The organism is Pseudonocardia charpentierae, from assembly GCF_031845345.1.
In the GTDB taxonomy this organism is placed as follows: Bacteria; Actinomycetota; Actinomycetes; order Mycobacteriales; family Pseudonocardiaceae; genus Pseudonocardia; species Pseudonocardia charpentierae.
Window position 1 is genome coordinate 86,484 of record NZ_JAVREJ010000006.1, and the last position, 20,929, is coordinate 107,412.

The 20,929-nt window shown below is 73.5% G+C and carries 18 protein-coding genes and 1 pseudogene; 6 read left to right on the top strand and 13 right to left on the bottom strand.

The annotated features are described in order from the left end of the window. Positions 1 to 129: 129 nt before the first annotated feature. Positions 130 to 732 carry a class I SAM-dependent methyltransferase gene (locus tag RM445_RS11095; RefSeq protein WP_311556095.1) on the bottom strand — a complete coding sequence of 201 codons (603 nt, stop codon included), beginning with the start codon at positions 730 to 732 and terminating at the stop codon, positions 130 to 132. Positions 733 to 785: 53 nt separating this feature from the next. Between RM445_RS11095 and RM445_RS11100 the strand changes: the two genes are divergently transcribed. Then, a complete protein-coding gene (locus RM445_RS11100) occupies positions 786 to 1,523 on the top strand; it encodes a DsbA family oxidoreductase (protein WP_311556096.1) in 738 nt (245 codons plus the stop codon). A gap of 85 nt (positions 1,524 to 1,608) precedes the next feature. On the opposite strand, the gene ilvD is transcribed toward RM445_RS11100, so the two are convergent. From ilvD to RM445_RS11120, 4 genes are all read right to left on the bottom strand, one after another. Then, positions 1,609 to 3,294, bottom strand: coding sequence for a dihydroxy-acid dehydratase (gene ilvD / locus RM445_RS11105; protein WP_311556097.1), 1,686 nt, complete (start codon positions 3,292 to 3,294; stop codon positions 1,609 to 1,611). A 244-nt stretch (positions 3,295 to 3,538) separates the two neighbouring features. Continuing rightward, the gene (locus RM445_RS11110; RefSeq protein ID WP_397469281.1) at positions 3,539 to 5,338 is read right to left on the bottom strand and encodes a DEAD/DEAH box helicase; all 1,800 of its coding nucleotides are present in this window, start codon (positions 5,336 to 5,338) and stop codon (positions 3,539 to 3,541) included. A gap of 166 nt (positions 5,339 to 5,504) precedes the next feature. Then, positions 5,505 to 6,464, bottom strand: coding sequence for a TIGR03557 family F420-dependent LLM class oxidoreductase (locus tag RM445_RS11115; RefSeq protein WP_311556099.1), 960 nt, complete (start codon positions 6,462 to 6,464; stop codon positions 5,505 to 5,507). Positions 6,465 to 6,509: 45 nt separating this feature from the next. Beyond that, positions 6,510 to 7,433: a LysR family transcriptional regulator gene (locus tag RM445_RS11120; RefSeq protein WP_311556100.1), complete on the bottom strand. Its 924-nt coding sequence runs from the start codon at positions 7,431 to 7,433 to the stop codon at positions 6,510 to 6,512. Positions 7,434 to 7,493: 60 nt separating this feature from the next. On the opposite strand from RM445_RS11120, the gene RM445_RS11125 reads away from it, so the two are divergent. From RM445_RS11125 to RM445_RS11135, 3 genes and pseudogenes are all read left to right on the top strand, one after another. Further along, entirely contained in the window at positions 7,494 to 8,420 is a 927-nt protein-coding gene (locus tag RM445_RS11125; protein WP_311556101.1) for a zinc-binding dehydrogenase, read from the top strand. Next, positions 8,420 to 8,896: pseudogene (locus RM445_RS32365) on the top strand (TIGR03619 family F420-dependent LLM class oxidoreductase); the annotation flags it as partial. The gene RM445_RS11125 and the pseudogene RM445_RS32365, both read left to right, overlap by 1 nt. A 70-nt stretch (positions 8,897 to 8,966) precedes the next feature. Further along, the gene (locus RM445_RS11135) at positions 8,967 to 9,254 is read left to right on the top strand and encodes a hypothetical protein (protein ID WP_311556103.1); all 288 of its coding nucleotides are present in this window, start codon (positions 8,967 to 8,969) and stop codon (positions 9,252 to 9,254) included. 66 nt (positions 9,255 to 9,320) lie between these two features. On the opposite strand, the gene RM445_RS11140 is transcribed toward RM445_RS11135, so the two are convergent. Genes RM445_RS11140 through RM445_RS11155 form a run of 4 tightly spaced genes read right to left on the bottom strand, consistent with a single transcriptional unit; the run spans position 9,321 to position 12,998 of the window. After that, entirely contained in the window at positions 9,321 to 10,475 is a 1,155-nt protein-coding gene (locus RM445_RS11140) for an ABC transporter substrate-binding protein (RefSeq protein ID WP_311556104.1), read from the bottom strand. After that, positions 10,472 to 11,266 carry an ABC transporter permease gene (locus RM445_RS11145; protein ID WP_311556105.1) on the bottom strand — a complete coding sequence of 265 codons (795 nt, stop codon included), beginning with the start codon at positions 11,264 to 11,266 and terminating at the stop codon, positions 10,472 to 10,474. The genes RM445_RS11140 and RM445_RS11145 overlap by 4 nt, the downstream gene beginning before the upstream one ends. Then, on the bottom strand, positions 11,263 to 12,096 hold the full coding sequence (locus RM445_RS11150) for an ABC transporter ATP-binding protein (protein WP_311556106.1): 834 nt from the start codon (positions 12,094 to 12,096) through the stop codon (positions 11,263 to 11,265). Before RM445_RS11150 ends, RM445_RS11145 begins: the two co-directional genes overlap by 4 nt. Next, complete coding sequence (locus RM445_RS11155; protein ID WP_311556107.1) at positions 12,093 to 12,998, bottom strand: ABC transporter permease; 906 nt, start codon at positions 12,996 to 12,998, stop codon at positions 12,093 to 12,095. Before RM445_RS11155 ends, RM445_RS11150 begins: the two co-directional genes overlap by 4 nt. A 279-nt stretch (positions 12,999 to 13,277) precedes the next feature. Here RM445_RS11155 and RM445_RS11160 point away from each other — a divergent pair, with 279 nt between their 5' ends. After that, positions 13,278 to 13,640 (top strand): DUF2256 and DUF3253 domain-containing protein, encoded by a 363-nt coding sequence (locus RM445_RS11160; protein WP_311556108.1) that lies wholly within the window; start codon positions 13,278 to 13,280, stop codon positions 13,638 to 13,640. Between the two features lie 8 nt (positions 13,641 to 13,648). Here the strand turns inward: RM445_RS11160 and RM445_RS11165 are convergent, their stop codons facing one another. The 4 genes from RM445_RS11165 to RM445_RS11180 form a co-directional block, all read right to left on the bottom strand. After that, on the bottom strand, positions 13,649 to 16,135 hold the full coding sequence (locus RM445_RS11165; protein WP_311556256.1) for a Tex family protein: 2,487 nt from the start codon (positions 16,133 to 16,135) through the stop codon (positions 13,649 to 13,651). Positions 16,136 to 16,289: 154 nt separating this feature from the next. Continuing rightward, on the bottom strand, positions 16,290 to 16,730 hold the full coding sequence (locus tag RM445_RS11170) for an MmcQ/YjbR family DNA-binding protein (protein ID WP_311556109.1): 441 nt from the start codon (positions 16,728 to 16,730) through the stop codon (positions 16,290 to 16,292). A 106-nt stretch (positions 16,731 to 16,836) separates the two neighbouring features. Further along, positions 16,837 to 18,060, bottom strand: coding sequence for a class I SAM-dependent RNA methyltransferase (locus RM445_RS11175; RefSeq protein WP_311556110.1), 1,224 nt, complete (start codon positions 18,058 to 18,060; stop codon positions 16,837 to 16,839). Further along, entirely contained in the window at positions 18,057 to 20,174 is a 2,118-nt protein-coding gene (locus tag RM445_RS11180) for an APC family permease (RefSeq protein WP_311556111.1), read from the bottom strand. Before RM445_RS11180 ends, RM445_RS11175 begins: the two co-directional genes overlap by 4 nt. An 89-nt stretch (positions 20,175 to 20,263) precedes the next feature. Between RM445_RS11180 and RM445_RS11185 the strand changes: the two genes are divergently transcribed. Next, the gene (locus RM445_RS11185) at positions 20,264 to 20,926 is read left to right on the top strand and encodes a potassium channel family protein (RefSeq protein WP_311556112.1); all 663 of its coding nucleotides are present in this window, start codon (positions 20,264 to 20,266) and stop codon (positions 20,924 to 20,926) included. The last annotated feature ends 3 nt before the right edge of the window (positions 20,927 to 20,929 follow it).

The window sequence follows — 20,929 nt, forward strand, 5'->3', positions numbered from 1 at the left end:
CCCGATGCCGTGAGTCGCTGACGATCGCAAGCGACCGGGTGCAGGCGAAGTACGGCTTCCCCTGTTCCCGCGCTGCGGGCTCCCTGAGCGGGATCGAGCGCGACGCCGCGGGCTTCGCCGGCGGATCGGTCACAGTGACGGGGTTCCGGTACTGATCGTGTGTGCGGACACGGCGTAGTCGCCGTCGGTGTAGGGCTGCCGGTCCCAGGTGGCCCAGCGGTCGGCGAGCGTGAGCCCGGCGGACCTGCACCATCCGTCGTAGGCGTCGAGGTCCGGCCATCCCGGACGCAGCGCGAAGCCGGCGACGAGCACGCCGCCCGGGGCGAGGTGTCGGGCGCAGGCCTCGACGGCTGTGGCCCGTCGATCGGCGGCGATGTAGGGCACGACGTTGCCGGCCAGCACGACGACGTCGAACCGGTCGGGCAGCGCGAGATCGGCGAGATCGGCCACGATCCAGCGCTGGTCGGGCGACTTGGCGCGGGCCGCGGCGATCATGTCGGAGTCGTTGTCGACACCGACGGCGGCGATGCCGCGGTGGGCCAGCTCGACGGCGACACGTCCGGTGCCGCATCCCGCGTCGAGCACCGAGCGGGGGGCGTAGGTCTGCACCAGCCCGACCTCGCCGTGCGGGTCGACCCCCGCCTCGGCGAGGCGCTGCCAGCGGCGCTCGTAGGCGTCGAGGTCGATGTGGCGGCGCCAGGCGGTCCAGTCGGCGGGCAGGGGCTCGGACACGGGGCAAGGGTAGGGCGTGCACGAGCGCTCGGACGGCCGCGGGCGCCGCCGGGATGGCGCAGACGGCTGCCGGCGTTGCACGCGACATGCAGCTGGAGATCTGGTCGGACGTCGTGTGCCCGTGGTGCGCGATCGGCAAGCGGCGGTTCGAGGCGGCACTGGCGCGCTTCGCCCACCGCGACGAGGTGACGGTGCGGTGGCGCAGCTTCGAACTCGACCCGAGCGCGCCCGCCGAGCGCACGGTCGACAACGTCGAGCACCTCGCCGCGAAGTACGGGATGTCGCGCGGGGAGGCCGAGGCGGCGCAGGCACGAGTGGCGGACGCCGCGGCTGCCGAGGGCTGGACGTTCGACCTCGGCCGGTCCCGCGGCGGCAACACCGTCGACGCGCACCGGCTGCTGCACCTCGCCGCCGAGCACGGCGTGCAGGACGCGGTCAAGGAGCGCTTCTTCGCCGGCTACTTCGAGCAGGGTGAGCGGATCGGCGACCCGGCGACGCTGGTGCGGTTGGCCGCCGACGCCGGGCTCGACGCCGACGAGGCCCGTGCGGTCCTGGCCGGCGACCGGTACCGCGACGACGTGCGCGCGGACGAGGAGCAGGCCCGCGCGTACGGGATCACCGGCGTGCCGTTCTTCGTGGTCGACCGCCGCTACGGGGTGTCGGGGGCGCAGCCCGCGGACGTCCTGCTCGAGGTGCTGGACAAGGCGTGGGCCGACGCGCACCCGCAGCCCGTGCTGACACCGGCGGGCGGCCGGGGCGAGGTGTGCGACGACGGGAGCTGCGCCGTCTGACCCGGGCGGCGGACCGAGCGAACGCGGCGTTGGGTAAGTCGGACTTACCGAACGCCCCGTTCGCTCGGGTGCGGACGCCGGACGCTCAGTCGCAGACCGCTCCCTGGGCTGCGGACCCGACGAGCTTGGCGTACTTCGCCAGCACCCCACGGGTGTGCTTCGGCGCCGGCGCGGACCAGCCGGTCCGGCGGCGCGTGAGCTCGTCGGCGTCCACCTGCAGGTCGAGGGTGCGCGCGGTCATGTCGAGCACGATCTCGTCGCCGTCGCGCACGAACGCGATCGGGCCGCCGTCGGTCGCCTCCGGGGCGACGTGCCCGACGCACAGACCCGTCGTCGCGCCCGAGAACCGGCCGTCCGTCAGCAGGAGGACGTCCTTGCCGAGCCCGGCGCCCTTGATCGCGCCGGTGACGGCCAGCATCTCCCGCATGCCGGGACCGCCCCGCGGGCCCTCGTAGCGGATCACGACGACGTCGCCGGCCTGCAGCGAGCCGTCCTCGACGGCGGCCATCGCCCCGGCCTCGCCGTCGAACACCCGCGCCCGGCCGGCGAAGCGCGCGGAGTCGAACCCGGCGCTCTTGACCACGGCGCCGCCGGGGGCGAGCGAGCCGCGCAGGATCGTGATGCCGCCGGTGGGATGGATCGGGTCGTCGAGGCGGCGCAGGATCGAGCCGTCGAGATCCGGCGGGTCGAGCGCCGCGAGGTTCTCGGCGACGGTCGCACCGGTGACGGTCAGGCAGTCGCCGTGCAGCAGTCCGGCGTCGAGCAGTGCCCGCATGACCACCGGCACCCCGCCGACCCGGTCCACCGTGCTCATGACGTGCGCCCCGAAGGGCTTCACGTCGGCGAGGTGCGGGATGCGGTCGCCCACCCTGTTGAAGTCGTCGAGGTCGAGCGGGACCTCGGCCTCGTGCGCGATCGCGAGCAGGTGCAGCACCGCATTGGTCGACCCGCCGAAGGCCATCACCACGGCGATCGCGTTCTCGAACGCCTCGCGGGTGAGGATCTGCCGGGCGGTGATGCCCTTCTCGATCATGGTGACCACGGCCTCGCCGGACGCGCGGGCGATCCCGTCGCGGCGGCGGTCGACGGCAGGCGGGCTCGCCGAGCCGGGGAGGGCCATGCCGAGCGCCTCGGCCGCGCTGGCCATGGTGTTCGCGGTGTACATGCCGCCGCAGGCCCCTTCGCCGGGACAGATGGCCCGCTCGATGGCGTCGACCTCCTCCCGGGTGATCAGCCCGCGCAGGCACGCGCCCACGGCCTCGAAGGCGTCGGCGATGTTCACCTCCCGCTCCCCCACGTACCCGGGCAGGATCGAGCCGGCGTAGACGAACACAGCGGCGAGGTCGAGCCGGGCGGCCGCCATCAGCATTCCGGGCAGGCTCTTGTCGCAGCCGGCGAGCAGCACCGTTCCGTCGAGGCGTTCGGCCTGGACGACCGTCTCCACCGAGTCGGCGATGACCTCGCGGCTGACCAGCGAGTAGTGCATCCCGACGTGGCCCATCGAGATGCCGTCGGAGACCGAGATCGTGCCGAACTCCATCGGGTAGCCGCCTGCGCGGTGCACGCCCTCCTTTGCGGCCTGCGCGAGCCGCTGCAGCGACAGGTTGCACGGGGTGATCTCGTTCCACGACGACGCGATACCGATCTGCGGCTTGTGGAAGTCCTCGTCGCGCATGCCGACGGCCCGCAGCATCCCGCGCGCAGCGGTCCGCTCGAGGCCGTCGGTGACCTCGCGGGAGCGGGGTTTGAGGTCGTGGTGGGTCTGGGTCATCGTTGGCCTCCTGGCGTGCGCGTCGGCGACAGTCTGCCCCGTGCGGCGCGCGGGGGCCGCCGTCGGCCGGGTCGGGCGCGAGTCGGCAGGAAATGGCGAGCGAATGCACGATCCGGGGCACTGCCTCGAACCGCACATTCGCTCGCCGGAACGTGCCGACTCGCGCGTACCGGACGGACGACTCCTCGGGACGCCGAAGGGCCCGCACCGGAGTGGTGCGGGCCCTTCGGGTGGAGCGGGTCGGTCAGTCCTGGCGACCGCCGCGGCGGGGGCCGCCGGACGGGGCGAAGCCGCGGTCGCGGCGGATGTTGGCCTTGCGGCCCTTCAGCGTGGTCGCCCCGCGCAGCGACCGCAGGACGTCGTCCGCTGCGTGCTCGGGGATCTCCACCAGCGAGTGCCGCTCGTGGATCTGGATCGCGCCGATGTCGCGGCCCGTCAGGCCCGACTCGTTCGCCAGCGCACCCACGATGTCCTGCGGGCGCACGCCGCTCGCGCGGCCGGCGTTGACGAACAGGCGCGTCGCGCCGGCCTTCGGCGGACGGATGCCCGCCGCGCCGCCGCGGCTGCGCGGAGAACTGTCGCGCTCGCGCCCGGCGGGCCGGGCGGTGACCACGGGGATGTCGTCGGCGTCGTCGGGTGCGCCCGCGACCTCCTGGGCGAGCCCCACCGCGACGGCGGCGATGTCCACGGGGTCGAAGTCGGCGGCGAGCTCGACGATCATCTGGCGGACGGCGTCGAGCTGCGCCCCGTCGAGGGCGTCGTCGACCTCGCCGAGCAGGCGGGCCCGCAGCGCGTCGCGGGTCCGGGTCAGCCGGGCGGCGCGCAGGTCCGCAGCCGTCGGGACCGGGGCGATCGCGATCGGCTGGCCGGTGAGCCGCTCGATCTGGCGCAGCATGTAGGTCTTCGACGGCGGCACCAGCGTGATCGCCACACCCTCGCGCCCGGCCCGGCCGACCCGGCCGATGCGGTGCACGTAGGTCTCGGGCGACTGCGGCACGTCGTGGTTGACGACGTGCGTGAGCAGGTCGATGTCGAGCCCGCGGGCGGCGACGTCCGTCGCCACCAGCAGCTCGGTGCGCCCGCTGCGCAGGCGGTCCACGACTCGGGAGCGGTGCTCCTGGTCCATGCCGCCGTGCAGGGCCTCGGCCCGCAGGCCGCGCGCGGTGAGCGTCTCGGTGACGGCGTCGACGTCCAGCCGGGTGCGGCAGAACACGATCGCGGCCTTCGGGCGCTCGGCCTCCAGCACACGGCCCAGCGCCGCGGTGGTGTGTGTGCGGGCCACGAGGTACGCCATCTGGCGGACCAGCGGCGCCGCGCCCTCGGCCACGACCTCGCGGCCCATCCGCACGGTGACCGGCTCGCGCAGGTAGTTGCGCGCGAGGTCTTCGATCCGGCGCGGCATCGTCGCGGAGAAGAGCACGCCCTGCCGGGTGTCCGGGGTGGCGTCGAGCAGCGTCTCGATGTCTTCGACGAAGCCCATGTCGAGCATCTCGTCGGCCTCGTCGAGCACGACGACCTCGAGCTCGTCGAGCCGCAGCGCGCCGCGGTTCATCAGGTCGATCGCCCGGCCGGGGGTGGCCACGACGACGTCGACGCCGTCGGACAGGCCGCGCAGCTGCGGACCGACGGGAGCACCGCCGTACACGGTGAGCACGCGGGCGCCCATGCCGCGGCCGTAGCTCGTGATCGCCTCGGACACCTGCAGCGCCAGCTCGCGCGTGGGGGCGAGGACGAGGCCGAAGGGGGCGGTGCGGCCGCGGCGGTCGGGCCGCTGCTCGCCCAGGCGCTCCAGCATCGGCAGCGCGAAGGCGGCGGTCTTGCCGGTGCCGGTCGCGGCCTGACCGATCAGGTCGCGGCCCTCGACCAGCGGCGCGATCGCCTCGGCCTGGATCGGGGTGGGAGCGGTGTAGCCGAGTGCGGCGACGGCCCGCTGGAGCTCGGGGCCCAGCGGGAGGTCGGCGAAGGTCGGGCCCTGCTCGATGATCTCTTCGGTCGTGACTTCAGCGGTCTCGGGCAGGGCAGGGTCAACGACAACGTCGTTCAGTGTCACGTCTGTCTCTCGTCGAACGGAACGGGAGCACGGACGGTGCCCCGCGGGTCGAAGCCCGCGGACTTGGTGGCCGACGGCCGGACAGCGGGCTTTCTCGATTCACAACATCGAATCGACGGGTAATCATCCCATCGGGGGCTGTCCGGCCGCGAGTCGGGGGTCACACCGCGCGCAGCGCCGGCAGGACGTCCTTCTCGTAGGCGGTGAAGAACCCGTCGAAGTCGGGCCCGATCTGCTGCACGTAGACCTCGTCGGCGCCGGCCTCGACGTACTCCCGCAGCTGCGCGACGTGCGCGTCGACGTCCGGCCCGCACGTCACCGACTCCGCGATCGTCTCCTTCGGGACGAGCGACATCGCGTCTTCGAAGTCCTGCGGACGGGGCAGGGTCTGGGCGAGCTGGCCGGGCAGTCCCTCGTTCGCCCACAGCCGGTGCGCCTCGGTGAGCGCCGCGTCGGCGTCCCGGCCCCAGTTGACCTTCGTCCCGGCCTGCACCGGCTTGCTGCCGCCGCCGGACTCCCGGAACTTCTTGATCACCTCAGCGTCGGGCATCGTCGTGCACATGCCGTCGCCGATCCGGCCGGCCAGCTCGGCGGCCTGCGGCCCGAACGCCGAGACGTAGATCGGCACCGGCTGCGCGGGCAGCGTGTAGATGCGGGCGTCCTGCACCTCGTAGTACACGCCGTGGTGGCTGACGTTCTGGCCCTTGTGCAGGAGCCGGACGACGTCGACGGCCTCCTCCATCATGTCCTGGCGCACCCCGACCGACGGCCACGGGTCGCCGAGGATGTGCTCGTTGAGTGCCTCGCCGCTGCCGACGCCGAGCACGAAGCGGCCGTCGAGCTGGACGGCGGCGGTGGCCGCGGCCTGGGCGATGATCGCGGGGTGGATGCGGACGGTCGGGCAGGTGACGCCCGTGGTGATGGGTAGCGAGGTGACCTCCGACAGCGCGCCGATCACGCCCCACACGAACGGGCTCTGGCCCTGCGCGTCGTTCCACGGGTGGAAGTGGTCGGAGATCCACAACCGCTCGAAGCCGGCCTGCTCGGCGCGGCGGGCCTGGTCGACGAGGTCAGCGGGACCGAACTGCTCGCAGGACAGGAAGTAGCCGATGCTTGCCATGTCGGCTCTGGTACCCGATCTCGAGGGCCTGACGCCTGCCCGTCGTCAGGTCGCGGCGGCGGCGGCCGGCTGGTCCGCGGCGACGCACCGGCAGCAGGTGCCGGCGACCACCCGGACCACCCGCCGCCGGTCGTTGCTGCGCCACATCACCGCCAACCGGCAGGGCGGCAGGTCCGGCACCGGCCGGCAGACGACGTCGTCGCGCCGGTAGATCGCCGCGTTCCCGGCGGCGAGCAGGGCGACACCGGCGCCGGAGGCGACCGCCTCGAACGCCTCGTCGGCGGTGGCGGCTTCCGCGCCGACGAGCGCCGGCGTGGCGCGGTGCTCGGAGGCCAGCCAGAACTCGCGCATCAGCCCGGCGGAGGCGGGCAGCGCGACGAACGGCTCGGCGGCCAGCTCGGCGAACGGCACGACGGCTCGGTGGGCGAGGCGGTGGCCGACGGGCAGCGCCACCCACCGCTGCTCGGTGGCGGCGACCCGGTGGGCGATGCCCGGACCGGCGACGGGGAGCCAGGCGACGGCCACGTCGACCGTCCCGTCGAGCAGTCCGACCGCCCCGTCGCCCCAGGAAACCTGGCCGAACCGGAGCCGCCACCCGGTCAGCCGTTCCTCCAGCGCCGTGGTGATCGCCGGGACCAGACCGCGGCCGATGCGGGTGTGGAAGCCGACGACGAGGGTCTGCCGGACGGCCTCCCCCGCCGCCTCCACGGCGGCCGTGGCGCCGTCCCACTCCGCCACGATCCGCCGCGCCGGGGCGACCAGCGCCGTCCCCGCCTCGGTCAGCGCGATGCTGCGGTGTCCCCGCGTGAACAGCTCGGCGCCGAGACGTGTCTCGAGGGCGCGCACCTGCTTCGACAGCGCAGGCTGGGAGACGAAGAGCACTTCCGCGGCCCGGGTGAAGCTGAGCTCGTCGACGACGGCCAGGAACGAGCGGAGGTCCCGGAGGTGGACGTCGGCACGATCTGCCATTCCGGAAGGTTATGCGAAACGGTCTTGGACGGCGTGCCGGACGAGCGCGACCGTGGAGTCGTGCAGGCGCTGGTCCACGATCCCGAGTCCCCCTCGTCCCTCCGGCGTGCGGAGGTGCCCGATCCCCTACCCGGTCCCCACGAGGCGCTGATCGCGGTGGCCGCGGCGGCGTTCAACTTCCTCGACCTCGCGTACGCCGATGCGATGCACGGGGTCGGCGGCGTGCCGGGTGAGGACGCCGCGGGTGTCGTCGTCGAGGCCGCGGCCGACGGTTCCGGACCACCGGCGGGAACCCGGGTCGCCTCCTTCGCCATGGGCGGGGCGCTGGCCGGACGGCGGGCGGTCGCGACCGCCGACCTCGGCGTCGTACCCGACGGGGTCGACCTCGTCGTCGCGGCGGCCCTGCCGGCCGCGGGCGTCACCGCGCTGCGGGCGGTGCGGCGGCTCGGGACCGTGCTGGGCCGGCGCGTGCTGGTGACCGGGGCGTCCGGCGGTGTCGGCCGGTTCGCGGTGCAGCTCGCCGCCCTCGCCGGTGCGCACGTCGTGGCCCACGTGGGGTCCGCCCCCCGCGGCGCCGGACTGCGTGAACTGGGTGCCGCCGAAGTGATCACCGACCTCGACGGGGTCGCGCCGGTGCGCGGGGTGGTCGAGAACGTCGGCGGCCCCCTGCTCACGGCGGCCGTCACGCTGCTCGCCGAGGGCGGAGTCGCCCTGTCGGTGGGGCAGGCGTCGGGGCAGCCGTCGACGATCGACTTCGAGGCGGAGCGGCGCCGCGGCGGTCACCGGGCGATCGAGGTGTTCACCGTCGACACCGGATACGCCGGGTTCGGCGGCGACATCGAGGAGCTGCTGGGGCTGGTCGCGGCGGGCCGGCTCGACCCGCAGATCGGCTGGCGCGGATCGTGGGACCGGGCCGTCGAGGCCGCCGAGGCGCTGCGGGCCCGGAAGGTGGCGGGCAAGGCCGTGGTCGAGATCGGAACGGTCTGATGGAACTCGGGGTCCAGGGCCTCAACTCGCTGGCCCGGTTCGACGCCACGCTCCCGCTGGCCCGGCTGGCCGAGGAGCTGGGGTACGGGTCGTGGTGGGCGCAGGACCACGTCGTGCTCCCGACGACCGGCGGCTCGCCGATCGACCCGGCCACTCCGATCGTCGATCCGATCGTGCACCTAGCCCACGTCGCCGCGGTCACCAGCCGGATGACGCTCGGTACCGCCGTGATCATCCTTCCGCAGCGCAACCCGCTCGTGCTGGCGAAGCAGGCCGCGAGCCTGGACGTGCTCAGCGGCGGCCGGTTCGTGCTCGGCGTCGGTGCCGGATGGCTGGCGGCCGAGATGGCGGCCGTCGGCGTCCCTGCTGCCGGACGCGGCGGACGCACCGACGAGTACCTCGACGCGATGACCGCCCTGTGGACGCGGCTGGCGCCCGAGTTCCACGGTCGCCACGTCGACTTCGCCGAGGTCGAAGCGCAACCCCCGGCCGATCGGTCTTCGGGTGGTCGTGGGCGGTCGCAGCGCCGGCGCGTACCGGCGGGCCGTGAGCCGCGCCCACGGCTTCTACGGCAACGGGACACCGGAGGAGATCGCGGGGGACCTCGACGGGCTGCGGCGTGCCGCGGACGAGGTGGACCGGCCGGCGCGGCTGGGCGCACTCGAGATCACGGCGATGCCGCTCGGGCCGGTCGACGCGGCTGAGGTGCAGCGCTACGCCGCGCTGGGCGTCGACCGGCTGGTCCTGCGGCCCGAGGCGTGGCAGCCCGGGGCGTCCGGCGACCCCGGGAGGATCGCCCGCTTCCTGGAGCGCTACGCGACGCTCGAGCGGTGATGTCAGGAAGGCCACCTTCATGACGCGAGATGCCCTGAAGGTGGCCTTCCTGACACGGGTGGACCCTCAGGCGCCGCCGGGGTTCAGCGTCACCGTCTCCGGTGTGAAGCCCGAGCCCACGACGTCGACGCCCTCGCCCTTCAACGTCTCGATCGCCGTGGAGACGTACTCGTTGGTGAACGCCTGCGCGTCGGGCTGCTTGGTCAGCACCGTCGCGCCGTCGGCGTTCTTCGCCTGCAGCGCGACCTCCACCGTCTTGTCCCAGGCAGCCTGGTCGATCGTGCCGGCCCCGGCCGCGGGCGACGGCCAGATCAGCTTGTTGATCTCGTTGACCTGCCACAGCTGGTGGCTCGCGCCCAGCTTCGAACCGGCCTTCACGACGATGTCGCGGCACGACTCGGGGTTGTCGCGGCAGTAGATCCAGCCCTCCAGCGACGCGGTGATGAACTTCGCCGTGGTGTCCTGGTAGGCCGGGTCGGACAGCTTCTCGGTGTTGGCCCAGATCGCGTCCTGCAGCATCGCGGTGCCCGCGTCGTTCCAGTTGATGATGTTGAAGTCCGACGGCTGGTAGAGCTGCCCGGTCGCCGGGTTGGTCGCCTCCAGCACCTGCGCGTACTCGTTGTACGACATCGCCTGGGCGGCGTCGATCTCACCGTTGAGCAGGGCCTGCATGTCGAACTGCTGCTGCACGAGCGTGACGTCGCCCGGCGCGATCCCGGCCCTCGTCATGCCCGCGAACAGCTCGAACTCGTTGCCGAAGCCCCAGTTGCCGACCTTCTTGGCGCGCAGGTCGGCGGGTGCGGTGATGCCCTTGTCCGCGAACGACACCTGGTAGGTGCCCGACCTCTGGAAGATCTGGGCGACGTCGGTGATCCCCGCACCCTGCTCGCGGGAGGCGAGCGCCTTGGGCACCCAGGCGATCGCGTAGTCCGCGCTGCCCTGGGCGAGGACGGTCTGCGGGACGATGTCCACCCCGCCCTCGAGGATCTGCACGTCCAGGCCGCGCTTGCGGTAGAAGCCCTGGTCGACGGCGGCGAAGTAGCCGGCGAACTGGCCCTGCGTCACCCACTGCAGCTGCAGCTTGACCGGCGTCAACGCACCGGCCGAGCTCGGGGCGGCACCGCCGCTGGACGGGGCCTGCGGCGTGGTCGAACAGGCCGTGAGGCCCAGGGCCACCACCGCCACCGCGGCGGCGAGACCCGTACGGATCCGTCTTCTCATGGTTCTCTCCTGGTCGGGGTCCGGGTGACCAGCCGCTCGGCGAGCAGGCCGGCGAGGTAGAAGGCGAGCCCCAGCACGATCGAGGCGACGACGAACGCCCACGCCCGCGCGTACGCGGTGTTGGCCGCGGCGGAGGTGATGCGGCTGCCCAGGCCGTTCTGCAGGCCGCCGAAGTACTCCGCGACGATCGCGGCGATCACCGACGCCGGAGCGGCCAGGCGCAGGCCGGTCATGATGTAGGGCACGGCGCCGGGCAGGCGGACGAACCGCGAGAACTGCGTCGGCGTGGCCGCGAGCGCGGTCATCAGGTCGTGGTGCACCGGCGTCACCTGCGCGAGCCCGCGCGCGGTCGAGACGAACACCGGGACGACGACCACGACGGCCACCACGAGCCGGCGCGGCAGCTCGGTGGTCGAGCCGAACATCGTGGTGAACACCGGCGCCAACGCCACGATCGGCACGGCCGCGGCCGCGCTGACCAGCGGGTTCGCCAGCTCGGAGATGATCCGCGACCGCGCGGCGAGCAGCGCGAGACCGACCCCGAGCACGAACCCGACGACGAGTCCGACCAGGGCGTTCCCGCCCGTCACGGCCGCCGTTGAGAGGATCGTCGGGAAGGAGGCCACGACCTGCGTGGCGATCGCGCTCGGCGCAGGCAGCAGGAACGCCGGGATGCCGGAGACGGTGACCAGCAGCTCCCAGAGCAGGAGCGCGACGACGCCGAACACCACGGGCGGCCACACCCGCCCGGCGCGCAGACGACGGCGGGGACCCTCGACCGCGGTCGTCACTGGCTGCCCTTGCGCAGCGCCTCGCGGACCTCGGTGACGGCGGTGAAGAAGTCGGCCGACTCGCGCACGTCGTCGACGGCGTCTTCGGGACGGGCGCCGTCGACCCCGCGCCCACCGGTCGTCGCGGCTCCTCGCGGGCGCCGCCCCTTCACCACGTCGGTGATCCGGCCGGGCCGCGGCGACATCACGACGACCCGGTCCGACAGCACGACTGCCTCGGGGATCGAGTGCGTCACGAACAGCACCGCGGCACCCGTCTCGTCCGCGATCCGCAGCAGCTCGGCCTGCATCCGCTCGCGCGTCATCTCGTCGAGCGCGCCGAACGGCTCGTCCATGAGCAGCAGCTTCGGCCGGGTGGCCAGCGACCGGGCGATCGCCACGCGCTGCTGCATGCCCCCGGAGAGCTGGCTGGGCCGGTGGGCGGCGAAGTCGGCGAGCCCGACCATCTCCAGCAGCTCGGCGGCCCGCGCGCGGCGCTCGGCCTTCGCGACCCCGTGCACGTGCAGGGGCAGCTCGACGTTCTCCGCGACGGTGCGCCACTCCAGCAGGCCCGCCTGCTGGAAGGCGATCCCGTAGTCCTGCTCCAAGCGGGCCTGGCGCGGGGACTTGCCACCGACGAGCACGGTGCCGGAGCTGGGCTGCTCGAGGTCCGCGACCACCCGCAGGAGCGTCGACTTCCCGCAGCCGGACGGGCCGATCAACGAGACGAACTCGCCGGGGGCCAGGCGCAGCTCGATGCCGGACAGCGCGTGCACCGCTCCCCCGCCGGACGCGGCGAACGTCTTGTCGAGGCCGACGAGCTCGACCGGCGCCGCCGTGTCCGGGGTCATCGGGCCACCGCCTGGTAGCGGCGGAGCGCGAGGTCGAGCAGGCCGACGGCGCCGGCGGCGACCAGTCCGAGGACGGCCGCGCCGAGGATGGCGGTGTACATGCGCGACGGGTCGCCCGTCGCGGCCTGGGCGTACTCGATGATCAACCGGCCGACGCCGCCGCGGGTCCCGGTGGAGATCTCCGCGACGATCGCGCCGATCACCGCCGCGGCGGCCCCCAGCCGGGCCGCCGGGATCAGGAACGGCACCGACGCGGGCAGCCGGAGCCGGATCAGGGTGGTCCACCAGCCACAGGCCAACGCCCGGAACAGCTCGACGTCCTCGGCTCGCGGTGAGGTCAGGCCGCGCAGCATGCCGACCGCGATCGGGAAGAACGCCAGGTAAGCCGCGATCACCATGACGCTGGCCCAGGGCTGCCACGGCTGGCCGAACACCGCGATCTTGCCGCCCCAGCCGGCGACGAGCGGGGCGATCGCGATCAGTGGGACGGTCTGCGACGCCACGATGTAGGGCAGCAGCGCGCGCTCGAGCAGGCCGGAGCGCTGCATCAGCAGGGCCAACAGCACGCCCAGCACACCGCCGAGCAGGAGCCCGCCGAGCGAGAGCCGCAAGGTGAACAGCGCGCCGGAGAGGACAGCGGCCCCGACCGACCGCTGCTGCGCCGCCCCCGCGACCTCCGGGTCGAACAGCGTGCCGAGGACGGTCCAGACGTGCGGCATGGCCGCGTCGGAGGTCCGCGGCAGCACCCGGACGCCGCCGACGCTCACCCCGTCCGCGGGCACGACGAGCTTGACCAGCTCCCACAGGACCACCAGCAGCACGAACGCCGCGACGGCCATCGCGGCGCCGCGCCACCGCGACCACGGGGATCGGCCCGGCTCCACCTGGCCGGCTGTGCGCACGCCACCTCCACGGCTCGTCCAGAGGCATGATCGTCCGCGGATGCGGTTACCGCAGGATCGCGGACGGCTTGCACCTGCGTTACGTCACACACCACACCGGGCGCACTCTGCGCCGGACGGCCTGACTGCGCAAGATCGGCCTTCCACGATCCACGCAACGGGGCGCTGATCGCCGCGAGCGTCCGCGTCGTGGCGACTCGCAGGATCGTGGCGCAACTCTCGCGGCGATCACAAACGGCCTGCCGCGCGCGATCGCGGCCGGAGCGCGACGATGCGCCCGTGGACGAGAAGGCGTGCGCGGTGTGCGGGCGGCGCATCACCTGGCGCAAGGCCTGGGCCCGGGACTGGGAGCAGGTGCGGTACTGCAGCGCCGGGTGCCGGCGGCGCGGGCTCACCGCCTCCGACGGCGATCTGGAGGCGGCGATCCGCGACCTGCTCGCCGCCCGCGCCCGCACGGCCACGATCTGCCCGTCGGAGGCCGCGCGCCGGGTGGACCCGGAGGGCTGGCGGGGCCTCATGGAGCCCGCCCGGATGGCGGCGCGCCGGCTCGTCGCGCAGGGCGAGGTGGAGATCGTGCAGGGCGGGCGGGCGGTGGACCCCTCGACGGCGAAGGGCCCGATCCGCATCCGCCGCGCCCGCTGACCCGCGGGTCAGCCCTTCTTGCCCACGTCGAACCCGGCTCGGCGCAGCGCGTCGGCCATCGCGTTGTTGGCCGCGGGCGCGGGTGCACGGCCGCGGTCGGCACCGCGGCCGGGCTGGCCCGAGCGGCCCTCGCGGCGATCGCCGCCCTGCCCGCCGCGACCCTGCCCGCTCCGGCCCTTGTCCCTGGCCTGTCCGTCGCGTCCCTGGCCGCCCCGGCCCTTGTCGTCGCGACCCTGCTCGGCGCGGCCCTGCTCGGCCCGGCCGGGTTCACGGCGGGGCCCGCCTCGGTCCGGCTTCACGGCGGCGCCCGGCTCGTCCTCCAGGCGCAGGGTCAACGAGATCCGCTTGCGCGCCTCGTCGACCTCGAGCACCTTCACGCGCACGACCTCGCCGGACTTGACGACGTCGCGCGGGTCGCTGACGAACTGGCGCGACATCGCCGAGACGTGCACCAGCCCGTCCTGGTGCACACCGACGTCGACGAACGCCCCGAACGCCGCGACGTTCGTGACGACGCCCTCCAGCACCATCCCGGGCCGCAGGTCGGCGATCTTGTGCACGCCCTCCGCGAACGTGGCGGTGCGGAACTCCGGACGCGGGTCGCGGCCGGGCTTCTCGAGCTCGGCGAGGATGTCGGTCACGGTGGGCAGCCCGAACCGGTCGTCGACGAACTGCTGCGGCTTGAGCGACCGCAGCTTCGGCGCGTTGCCCAGCAGGGTCGCGACGTCGCCGCCCGCCTTCGCGACGATCCGCCGCACCACCGGGTAGGCCTCGGGGTGCACCCCGGAGACGTCGAGCGGGTCGTCGCCGCCCCGGATGCGCAGGAAGCCCGCGCACTGCTCGAACGCCTTCGGGCCCAGCCGCGGCACGTCGCTGAGCGCGGTCCGCGCCCGGAACGGGCCGTGCGTGTCGCGGTGGGCCACGATCTGCGTCGCGAGCCCCTCGGTGATCCCGGAGACGCGGCGCAGAAGCGGCACCGAGGCGGTGTTCACGTCGACGCCGACCGCGTTCACCGCGTCCTCCACGACCGCGTCCAGCGACCGCGACAGCGACGACTCGGGAAGGTCGTGCTGGTACTGCCCGACGCCGATCGACTTCGGGTCGATCTTGACGAGCTCGGCGAGCGGGTCCTGCAGGCGCCGGGCGATCGACACCGCGCCGCGCAGGGTGACGTCGAGACCCGGCAGCTCGGCCGACGCGTACGCCGAGGCGGAGTACACCGACGCCCCGGCCTCGCTGACCATCACCTTCGTCATCTTCAGGCCCGGGTTGGCCGCGACGAGCTCGCCTGCCAGCTTGTCCGTCTCCCGCGACGCGGTGCCGTTGCCGATCGCCACCAGGTCGACGTCGTGCGCGACGGCGAGCCGGGTCAGGGTGGCCAGCGCGCCGTTCCAGTCGCGGCGCGGCTCGTGCGGGTAGATCGTGTCGGTGGCGACGACCTTGCCCGTGGCGTCGACGACCGCGACCTTGACGCCGGTGCGCAGGCCCGGGTCCAGGCCCATCGTCGCGCGGGTGCCGGCCGGGGCGGCAAGCAGCAGGTCGCGCAGGTTCGCCGCGAAGACGGCGATCGCCGCCTCCTCCGCGACGGTGCGCAGTCGCACGCGCAGGTCGACCTGCAGGCCGAGCAGGATCCGCGTGCGCCACGTCCAGCGCACCACCTGGGTGAGCCACTTGTCCGCCGCGCGACCCTCGTTTCCGCCCTCGCGGGCTGAGCGTTCGAGACTGATGCCGGCCGCGGCCGCGATGGTGCGCTCGTAGTCGGTGACCGGATCGTCGGAGTCCGAACCGTCGCCCGGGTCGAGGGTGACGTCGAGGATCTCCTCCTTCTCCCCGCGGAACGCGGCGAGGATCCGATGGGAGGGCAGCTTGGTGAACGGCTCGGAGAAGTCGAAGTAGTCGGCGAACTTCGCGCCCTCGGTCTCCTTGCCCTCGCGGACGGTGGAGACGAGCCGGCCCCGGTTCCACATGCGCTCGCGCAGGCCGCCGATCAGGTCGGCGTCTTCGGAGAACCGCTCGACGAGGATCGCGCGGGCGCCCTCAAGCGCCGCCGCGGCGTCGGGGACGATCTCGGTGACGTAGTCCGCGGCCGTCGCGGTGGGGTCCAGCGTCGGGTCGGCCAGCAGGGCATCGGCCAGCGGCTCGAGCCCGTTCTCCCGGGCGATCATCGCCTTGGTGCGGCGCTTGGGCTTGTACGGCAGGTAGATGTCCTCCAGGCGCGCCTTCGAGTCGGCCGCGAGGATGCGCGTCTCGAGCGCGGCGTCGAGCTTGCCCTGCGACCGGATCGACTCGAGCACCACCGCCCGGCGCTCCTCCAGCTCGCGCAGGTAGCGCAACCGCTCCTCGAGCGTGCGCAGCTGGGCGTCGTCGAGGCTGCCCGTGGCCTCCTTGCGGTAGCGGGCGACGAACGGGACCGTCGACCCGCCGTTTAGCAGGTCGACGGCGGCGGCGACCTGACCGGGGCGGACGCCGAGCTCGTCGGCGATGCGTTGCTGGATGGCGCGGGCCTGCGCGGGGCCCGTGGGCGGGGTGTTCTCGGCCGGGGACTGCTGTGGCTGGACCTGCGTACCTGTCACCCCTCCATGGTGGCGGGCGGTGCGTGCGCGGTCACCCCCGGGTCGGCACGTCCCCCTCCGCGAGTCGGCACGTTCGTCAGCGCGAGTCCGCGTCCTGGTCCGCCGGTGCATGGTCGCGGAGCCAGTCCGCCGCGCGGCGCTTCGAGGCCCGCGCCAGCCACGCGTCCTGGACGACCTCGGCCAGCTCGTCGCGGCTCAGCTCACCGACCCGGCTGCCGCGCAGGAGCACGGACAGGTGCCCGTTGAAGTGCGGGGTCGTGAAGAACGGTGACGACTCGTCCTGCACCAGCGCCATCTTGTCCTCCTCCGACCCCACCCAGAACACGATGACGTCGGCATAGCGCTCGCCGGTCTGCGGGTCGACCGCGTCCGGGCGGGGGTTGCGGAAGAAGACGAACGACTTGCCACCCACCTGGTAGACCGGGTTCTCCGTGGACCCCGGGTACACCGTCACGTGTGGCATCGCGAGGGCGAGCTCGTGCACGTCCTCGACCCGCGCCTTCCGTCGACCCGCCACGTGGTCAGCGTAGAGCCCGCGTCTTCTGCGGACTCGCGCTGACGAAGTCGCGGACTCGCGCTGACGAACACGCGGACTCGCGCTGACGAACGTGCCGACTCGCGGGTCAGGGGCGCCGGAAGAGGGCGACGCACTCCATGTGGTGGGTCATCGGGAACGCGTCGAACGCCCGCAGGGCCGCCAACTCGTAGCCCTGCGCGTCGAACAGGGCCACGTCGCGGGCCAGCGCGGCCGGGTCACAGGCGACGTGCACGATCCGCGCGGGCTCGCGGTCGCACAGGGCCGCGACCGTCGCGCGGCCCAGGCCGCGCCGCGGCGGGTCGGCCACCACGACGTCCGGGGTGCCCGGCAGTGCCGCCAACTCGTGCTCCACGCGACCCACGGTCCATCGCACCTGCGCGAGGTCGGCCAGGGCGGCTCGTCCGTCGGCCACGGCCTGCGGCGCCGACTCGACCACCCGCACCTCCCCCTCGGGCCCGACCTGCTCGGCCAGCACCGCCGCGAACAGCCCGACACCGCCGTAGAGGTCCCAGGCGAGGCCGCCGGCCGGAGCCTGCGCCCATTCCCCAATGACGGTCGCCAGCGTCGCCGCCAGCTCCGGGTGGACCTGCCAGAACGTGCCTGCGGACAGGGGCCACTCGCGCCCGGCCGCCCGGTGCACCACGGCCGGACCGGAATCCGTCGCCCCCACCACGTGCAGGTGCCGGATCCCGTCGGCGTCGAGCGCCACCTCGACCTCGCCGCCCGGCGGGAACCGCTGCTCCAGCACCGGCGGGAGCTCGCCGGGCGGGACGAGCGGGCAGTCGGCGATCGGCAGGACGTCGTGGCTGCGGTGGGCGCGCAGCCCGGCCCGGCCCTCGCCGTCGACGGCGAGCCGCACCCGGTGCCGCCATCCCAGCAGGCCGGACGATTCATCCTGGCGTGGCAGCTCCTCGACCGTGACGTCGCGGTCGACCCCGGCCAGCCGGGTCAACTGCTCGCGCAGCACGGCTGTCTTGAGCGCACGCTGGGTGGGGGCGTCGGCGTGCTGCCAGTCGCAGCCCCCGCAGCCCCCGGCGCGGGCCCACGGGCACGGCGGCTCGACCCGGCCGGGCGCGGGATCGAGCACGGTGATCGCGTCGGCCCGGCAGAACGCGCCGCCGCTGTCGTCGGTGACGACCGCGCGCACCCGCTCGCCCGGCAGCGCGTGCCGCACGAACACGACACGCTCACGACCGTCGCCTGCCGGCACCCGGGCGACGCAGTGCCCACCGTGCGCGACTGCACCGACGTGGAGGTCGAGCACCCGGTCGGTCCAGTCGAGAACCTCCGTGGGCACCGTCGTCGTCATCGTCCACCTCGCGTTCCGGCCGTCGATTTCGTGTCGTCCGGCTTCTTGCCGTCCGGCTTGCCCGCGCCGGCACCCGCACGGGCCCGCGGCGTGGACGGCGACGGCGCGGCGGGCCGGTCGTCCCGTGGCGCCGACGGGTAGCCCCGCCGGTACGCGCCCGGGGTCACCTCGGCCCGCTCGACCACCCGCTCCGACGACTTCAGCTGCCAGGGCACCGAGACCACCATCACCCCCGGCTGGAACAGCAGGCGGGTCTTGATGCGCAGCGCGCTCTGGTTGTGCAGGACCTGCTCCCACCAGTGCCCGACGACGTACTCGGGGACGAACACCGTGACGATGTCGCGGGGGTTCTTCGTCCGCACCCGCTTGACGTAGTCCAGCACCGGCTTGGTGATCTCCCGGTAGGGCGACTCGACGACCTTGAGCGACACCGGGATCTTGCGCTTGTCCCACTCGCGCACCAGCCGGCGGGTGTCGGCGTCGTCCACGTTCACCGTGACCGCCTCCAGCACGTCCGGCCGGGTCGCCCGCGCGTAGGCGATCGCGCGGAGTGTCGGCCGGTGCAGGCGCGCGACCAGCACGATCGCGTGGTTGCGCGACGGCAGCACGGTGTCGACCTCCTCCGTGGCGTCGAGCTCCTCGGCGACGTGGTCGTAGTGCCGCTGGATCGCGAGCATCAGCACGTAGAACCCGGCCATCGCCGCGATCGCGATCCACGCGCCGAGCAGGAACTTCGTGATCAGAACGGTGATCAGGACGACCCCGGTCATCGCCGCACCGAAGCCGTTGATCGCCTGGGCGCGGCGCATCCGCCTGCGCTCGCCCGGGTCGCCCTCGGTGGCGAGGTGGCGGCGCCAGTGCCGGACCATGCCGGTCTGGCTCAGCGTGAACGAGACGAACACGCCGACGGTGTAGAGCGGGATCAGCCGCGTCACCTCGGCCTGGAAGCCGATCACCAGCACCACGGCGAACGCCGCGAGGATGACGATGCCGTTGGAGAACGCCAGCCGGTCGCCACGGGTGTGCAGCTGGCGGGGCAGGTACCGGTCCTGCGACAGGATCGAGCCGAGGACGGGGAAGCCGTTGAACGCGGTGTTCGCGGCCAGGACCAGGATCAGCGCCGTCATGATGATGACGAAGAAGAACCCGGGCCGGAACTCGGCGAACACCGTGTCCGCCAGCTGGGCCACCATCGTCTGCTGGACGTAGCCGGGGGGCGCGTCGGGGAACTGCACGGCCGGGTCTTCGGCGATCTTCACCCCGGTGACCTGGGCGAGGGCGATCAGGCCCATGAACATCGACACCGACAACACGCCGAGCAGCAGCAGCGTCGTCGCGGCGTTCTTCGACTTGGGCTTCCGGAACGCCGGCACGCCGTTGCTGATCGCTTCGACGCCGGTCAGCGCCGCCGCCCCCTGGGTGAACGAGCGCAGCACCAGGAGCACCAGCGCCATGCCGGTGAAGGCGTCGCCCTCGGCCAGCAGGTGCAGGTCCGCACTCGCGGCCCGCACCTCGTCGCCGAGCAGCAGCACGCGGGTGAGCCCCCAGATCACCATGGCCCCGATGGCGACCATGAACGCGTAGACCGGGACCGCGAAGGCGGCCCCCGACTCCCGGATACCGCGCAGGTTCACCGCCGTGAGCAGAGCGATCGCGGCCACGCAGAACAGCACCTTGTGCGTCGCGACGAACGGGATCAACGCTCCGATGTTCGCCGCCGCCGACGACATCGACACCGCCACCGTGAGCGTGTAGTCGACCAGCAGCGCGCTGGCCACCGTCAGCCCGGCGTGGCGGCCGAGGTTGACCGTCGCCACCTCGTAGTCGCCGCCGCCCGAGGGGTAGGCGTGCACGTTCTGCCGGTAGCTCGTGACCACCGTGAGCAGCACGATCACGACCGCGAGCCCGATCCACGGCGAGAGCGCGTAGGACGCCACGCCCGCGACCGACAGGGTGAGGAAGATCTCCTCAGGCGCGTAGGCGACCGACGACATGGCGTCGGACGCGAAGACCGGCAGCGCGATCCGCTTCGGCAACAGGGAGTGCGCGAGCCGGTCGCTGCGTTGGGGACGCCCGACCAGGATGCGCTTCACCGCGACGGCGAGCTTGGGCACGATCGGAAGCCTATGCCCCGCAGGAGTCGATGCCCCGCGAGCAGGGCGGGACGCGATAGCGTTCAGTACGAAGCGGGGAGGATCAGCGCGTGTACGTCGTGGTGATGGGGTGCGGGCGCGTCGGTTCCGCACTCAGCGCGAGCCTGGAACGGCTCGGGCACGAGGTCGCGGTCATCGACAAGGATGCCCAGGCCTTCCGCAGATTGGGCCCGGACTTCCGCGGGCGCCAGGTCGTCGGGCAGGGCTTCCACCGGGAGGTTCTCATCGAGGCCGGCGCCGAGAAGGCCGACGCCTTCGCCGCCGTCTCCAGCGGTGACAACTCCAACATCATCTCGGCGCGGGTGGCGCGCGAGACGTTCGGCATCGACCGGGTCGTCGCCCGGATCTACGACGCCAAGCGCGCGGCCGTCTACGAGCGGCTGGGCATCCCGACGGTGGCGACCGTGCCGTGGAGCACGGACCGGCTGATGCGGATGCTCCTGCCCGACGGCGTCGCCTCGGCCTGGCGCGAGCCCAACGGCACCGTCGCGATCCTGCCGCTGCCGCTGCACGAAGACTGGGTCGGGCACCCCGTCCGCGCGCTGGAGCAGACCGCCGGCTGCCGGGTCGCGTTCATCGTCCGGTTCGGGACGGGGGTGCTCCCGCACGCCGACACCATCGTCCAGCACGAGGACACCATCTACGTCGCGGCGGTGTCGGGCACCGTGAGCGAAGTGACGGCCGCCGCCTCGGCCCCGCCGCAGGAAGGTTGAGCC

Coding starts and splice junctions, on each gene's coding strand:
- RM445_RS11100 (WP_311556096.1), top strand. CDS start 786: ATGGCGCAGACGGCTGCCGGCGTTGCACGCGACATGCAGCTGGAGATC.
- ilvD (WP_311556097.1), bottom strand. CDS start 3,294: ATGACCCAGACCCACCACGACCTCAAACCCCGCTCCCGCGAGGTCACC.
- RM445_RS11115 (WP_311556099.1), bottom strand. CDS start 6,464: ATGGCAAGCATCGGCTACTTCCTGTCCTGCGAGCAGTTCGGTCCCGCT.
- RM445_RS11120 (WP_311556100.1), bottom strand. CDS start 7,433: ATGGCAGATCGTGCCGACGTCCACCTCCGGGACCTCCGCTCGTTCCTG.
- RM445_RS11140 (WP_311556104.1), bottom strand. CDS start 10,475: ATGAGAAGACGGATCCGTACGGGTCTCGCCGCCGCGGTGGCGGTGGTG.
- RM445_RS11150 (WP_311556106.1), bottom strand. CDS start 12,096: ATGACCCCGGACACGGCGGCGCCGGTCGAGCTCGTCGGCCTCGACAAG.
- RM445_RS11175 (WP_311556110.1), bottom strand. CDS start 18,060: ATGACGACGACGGTGCCCACGGAGGTTCTCGACTGGACCGACCGGGTG.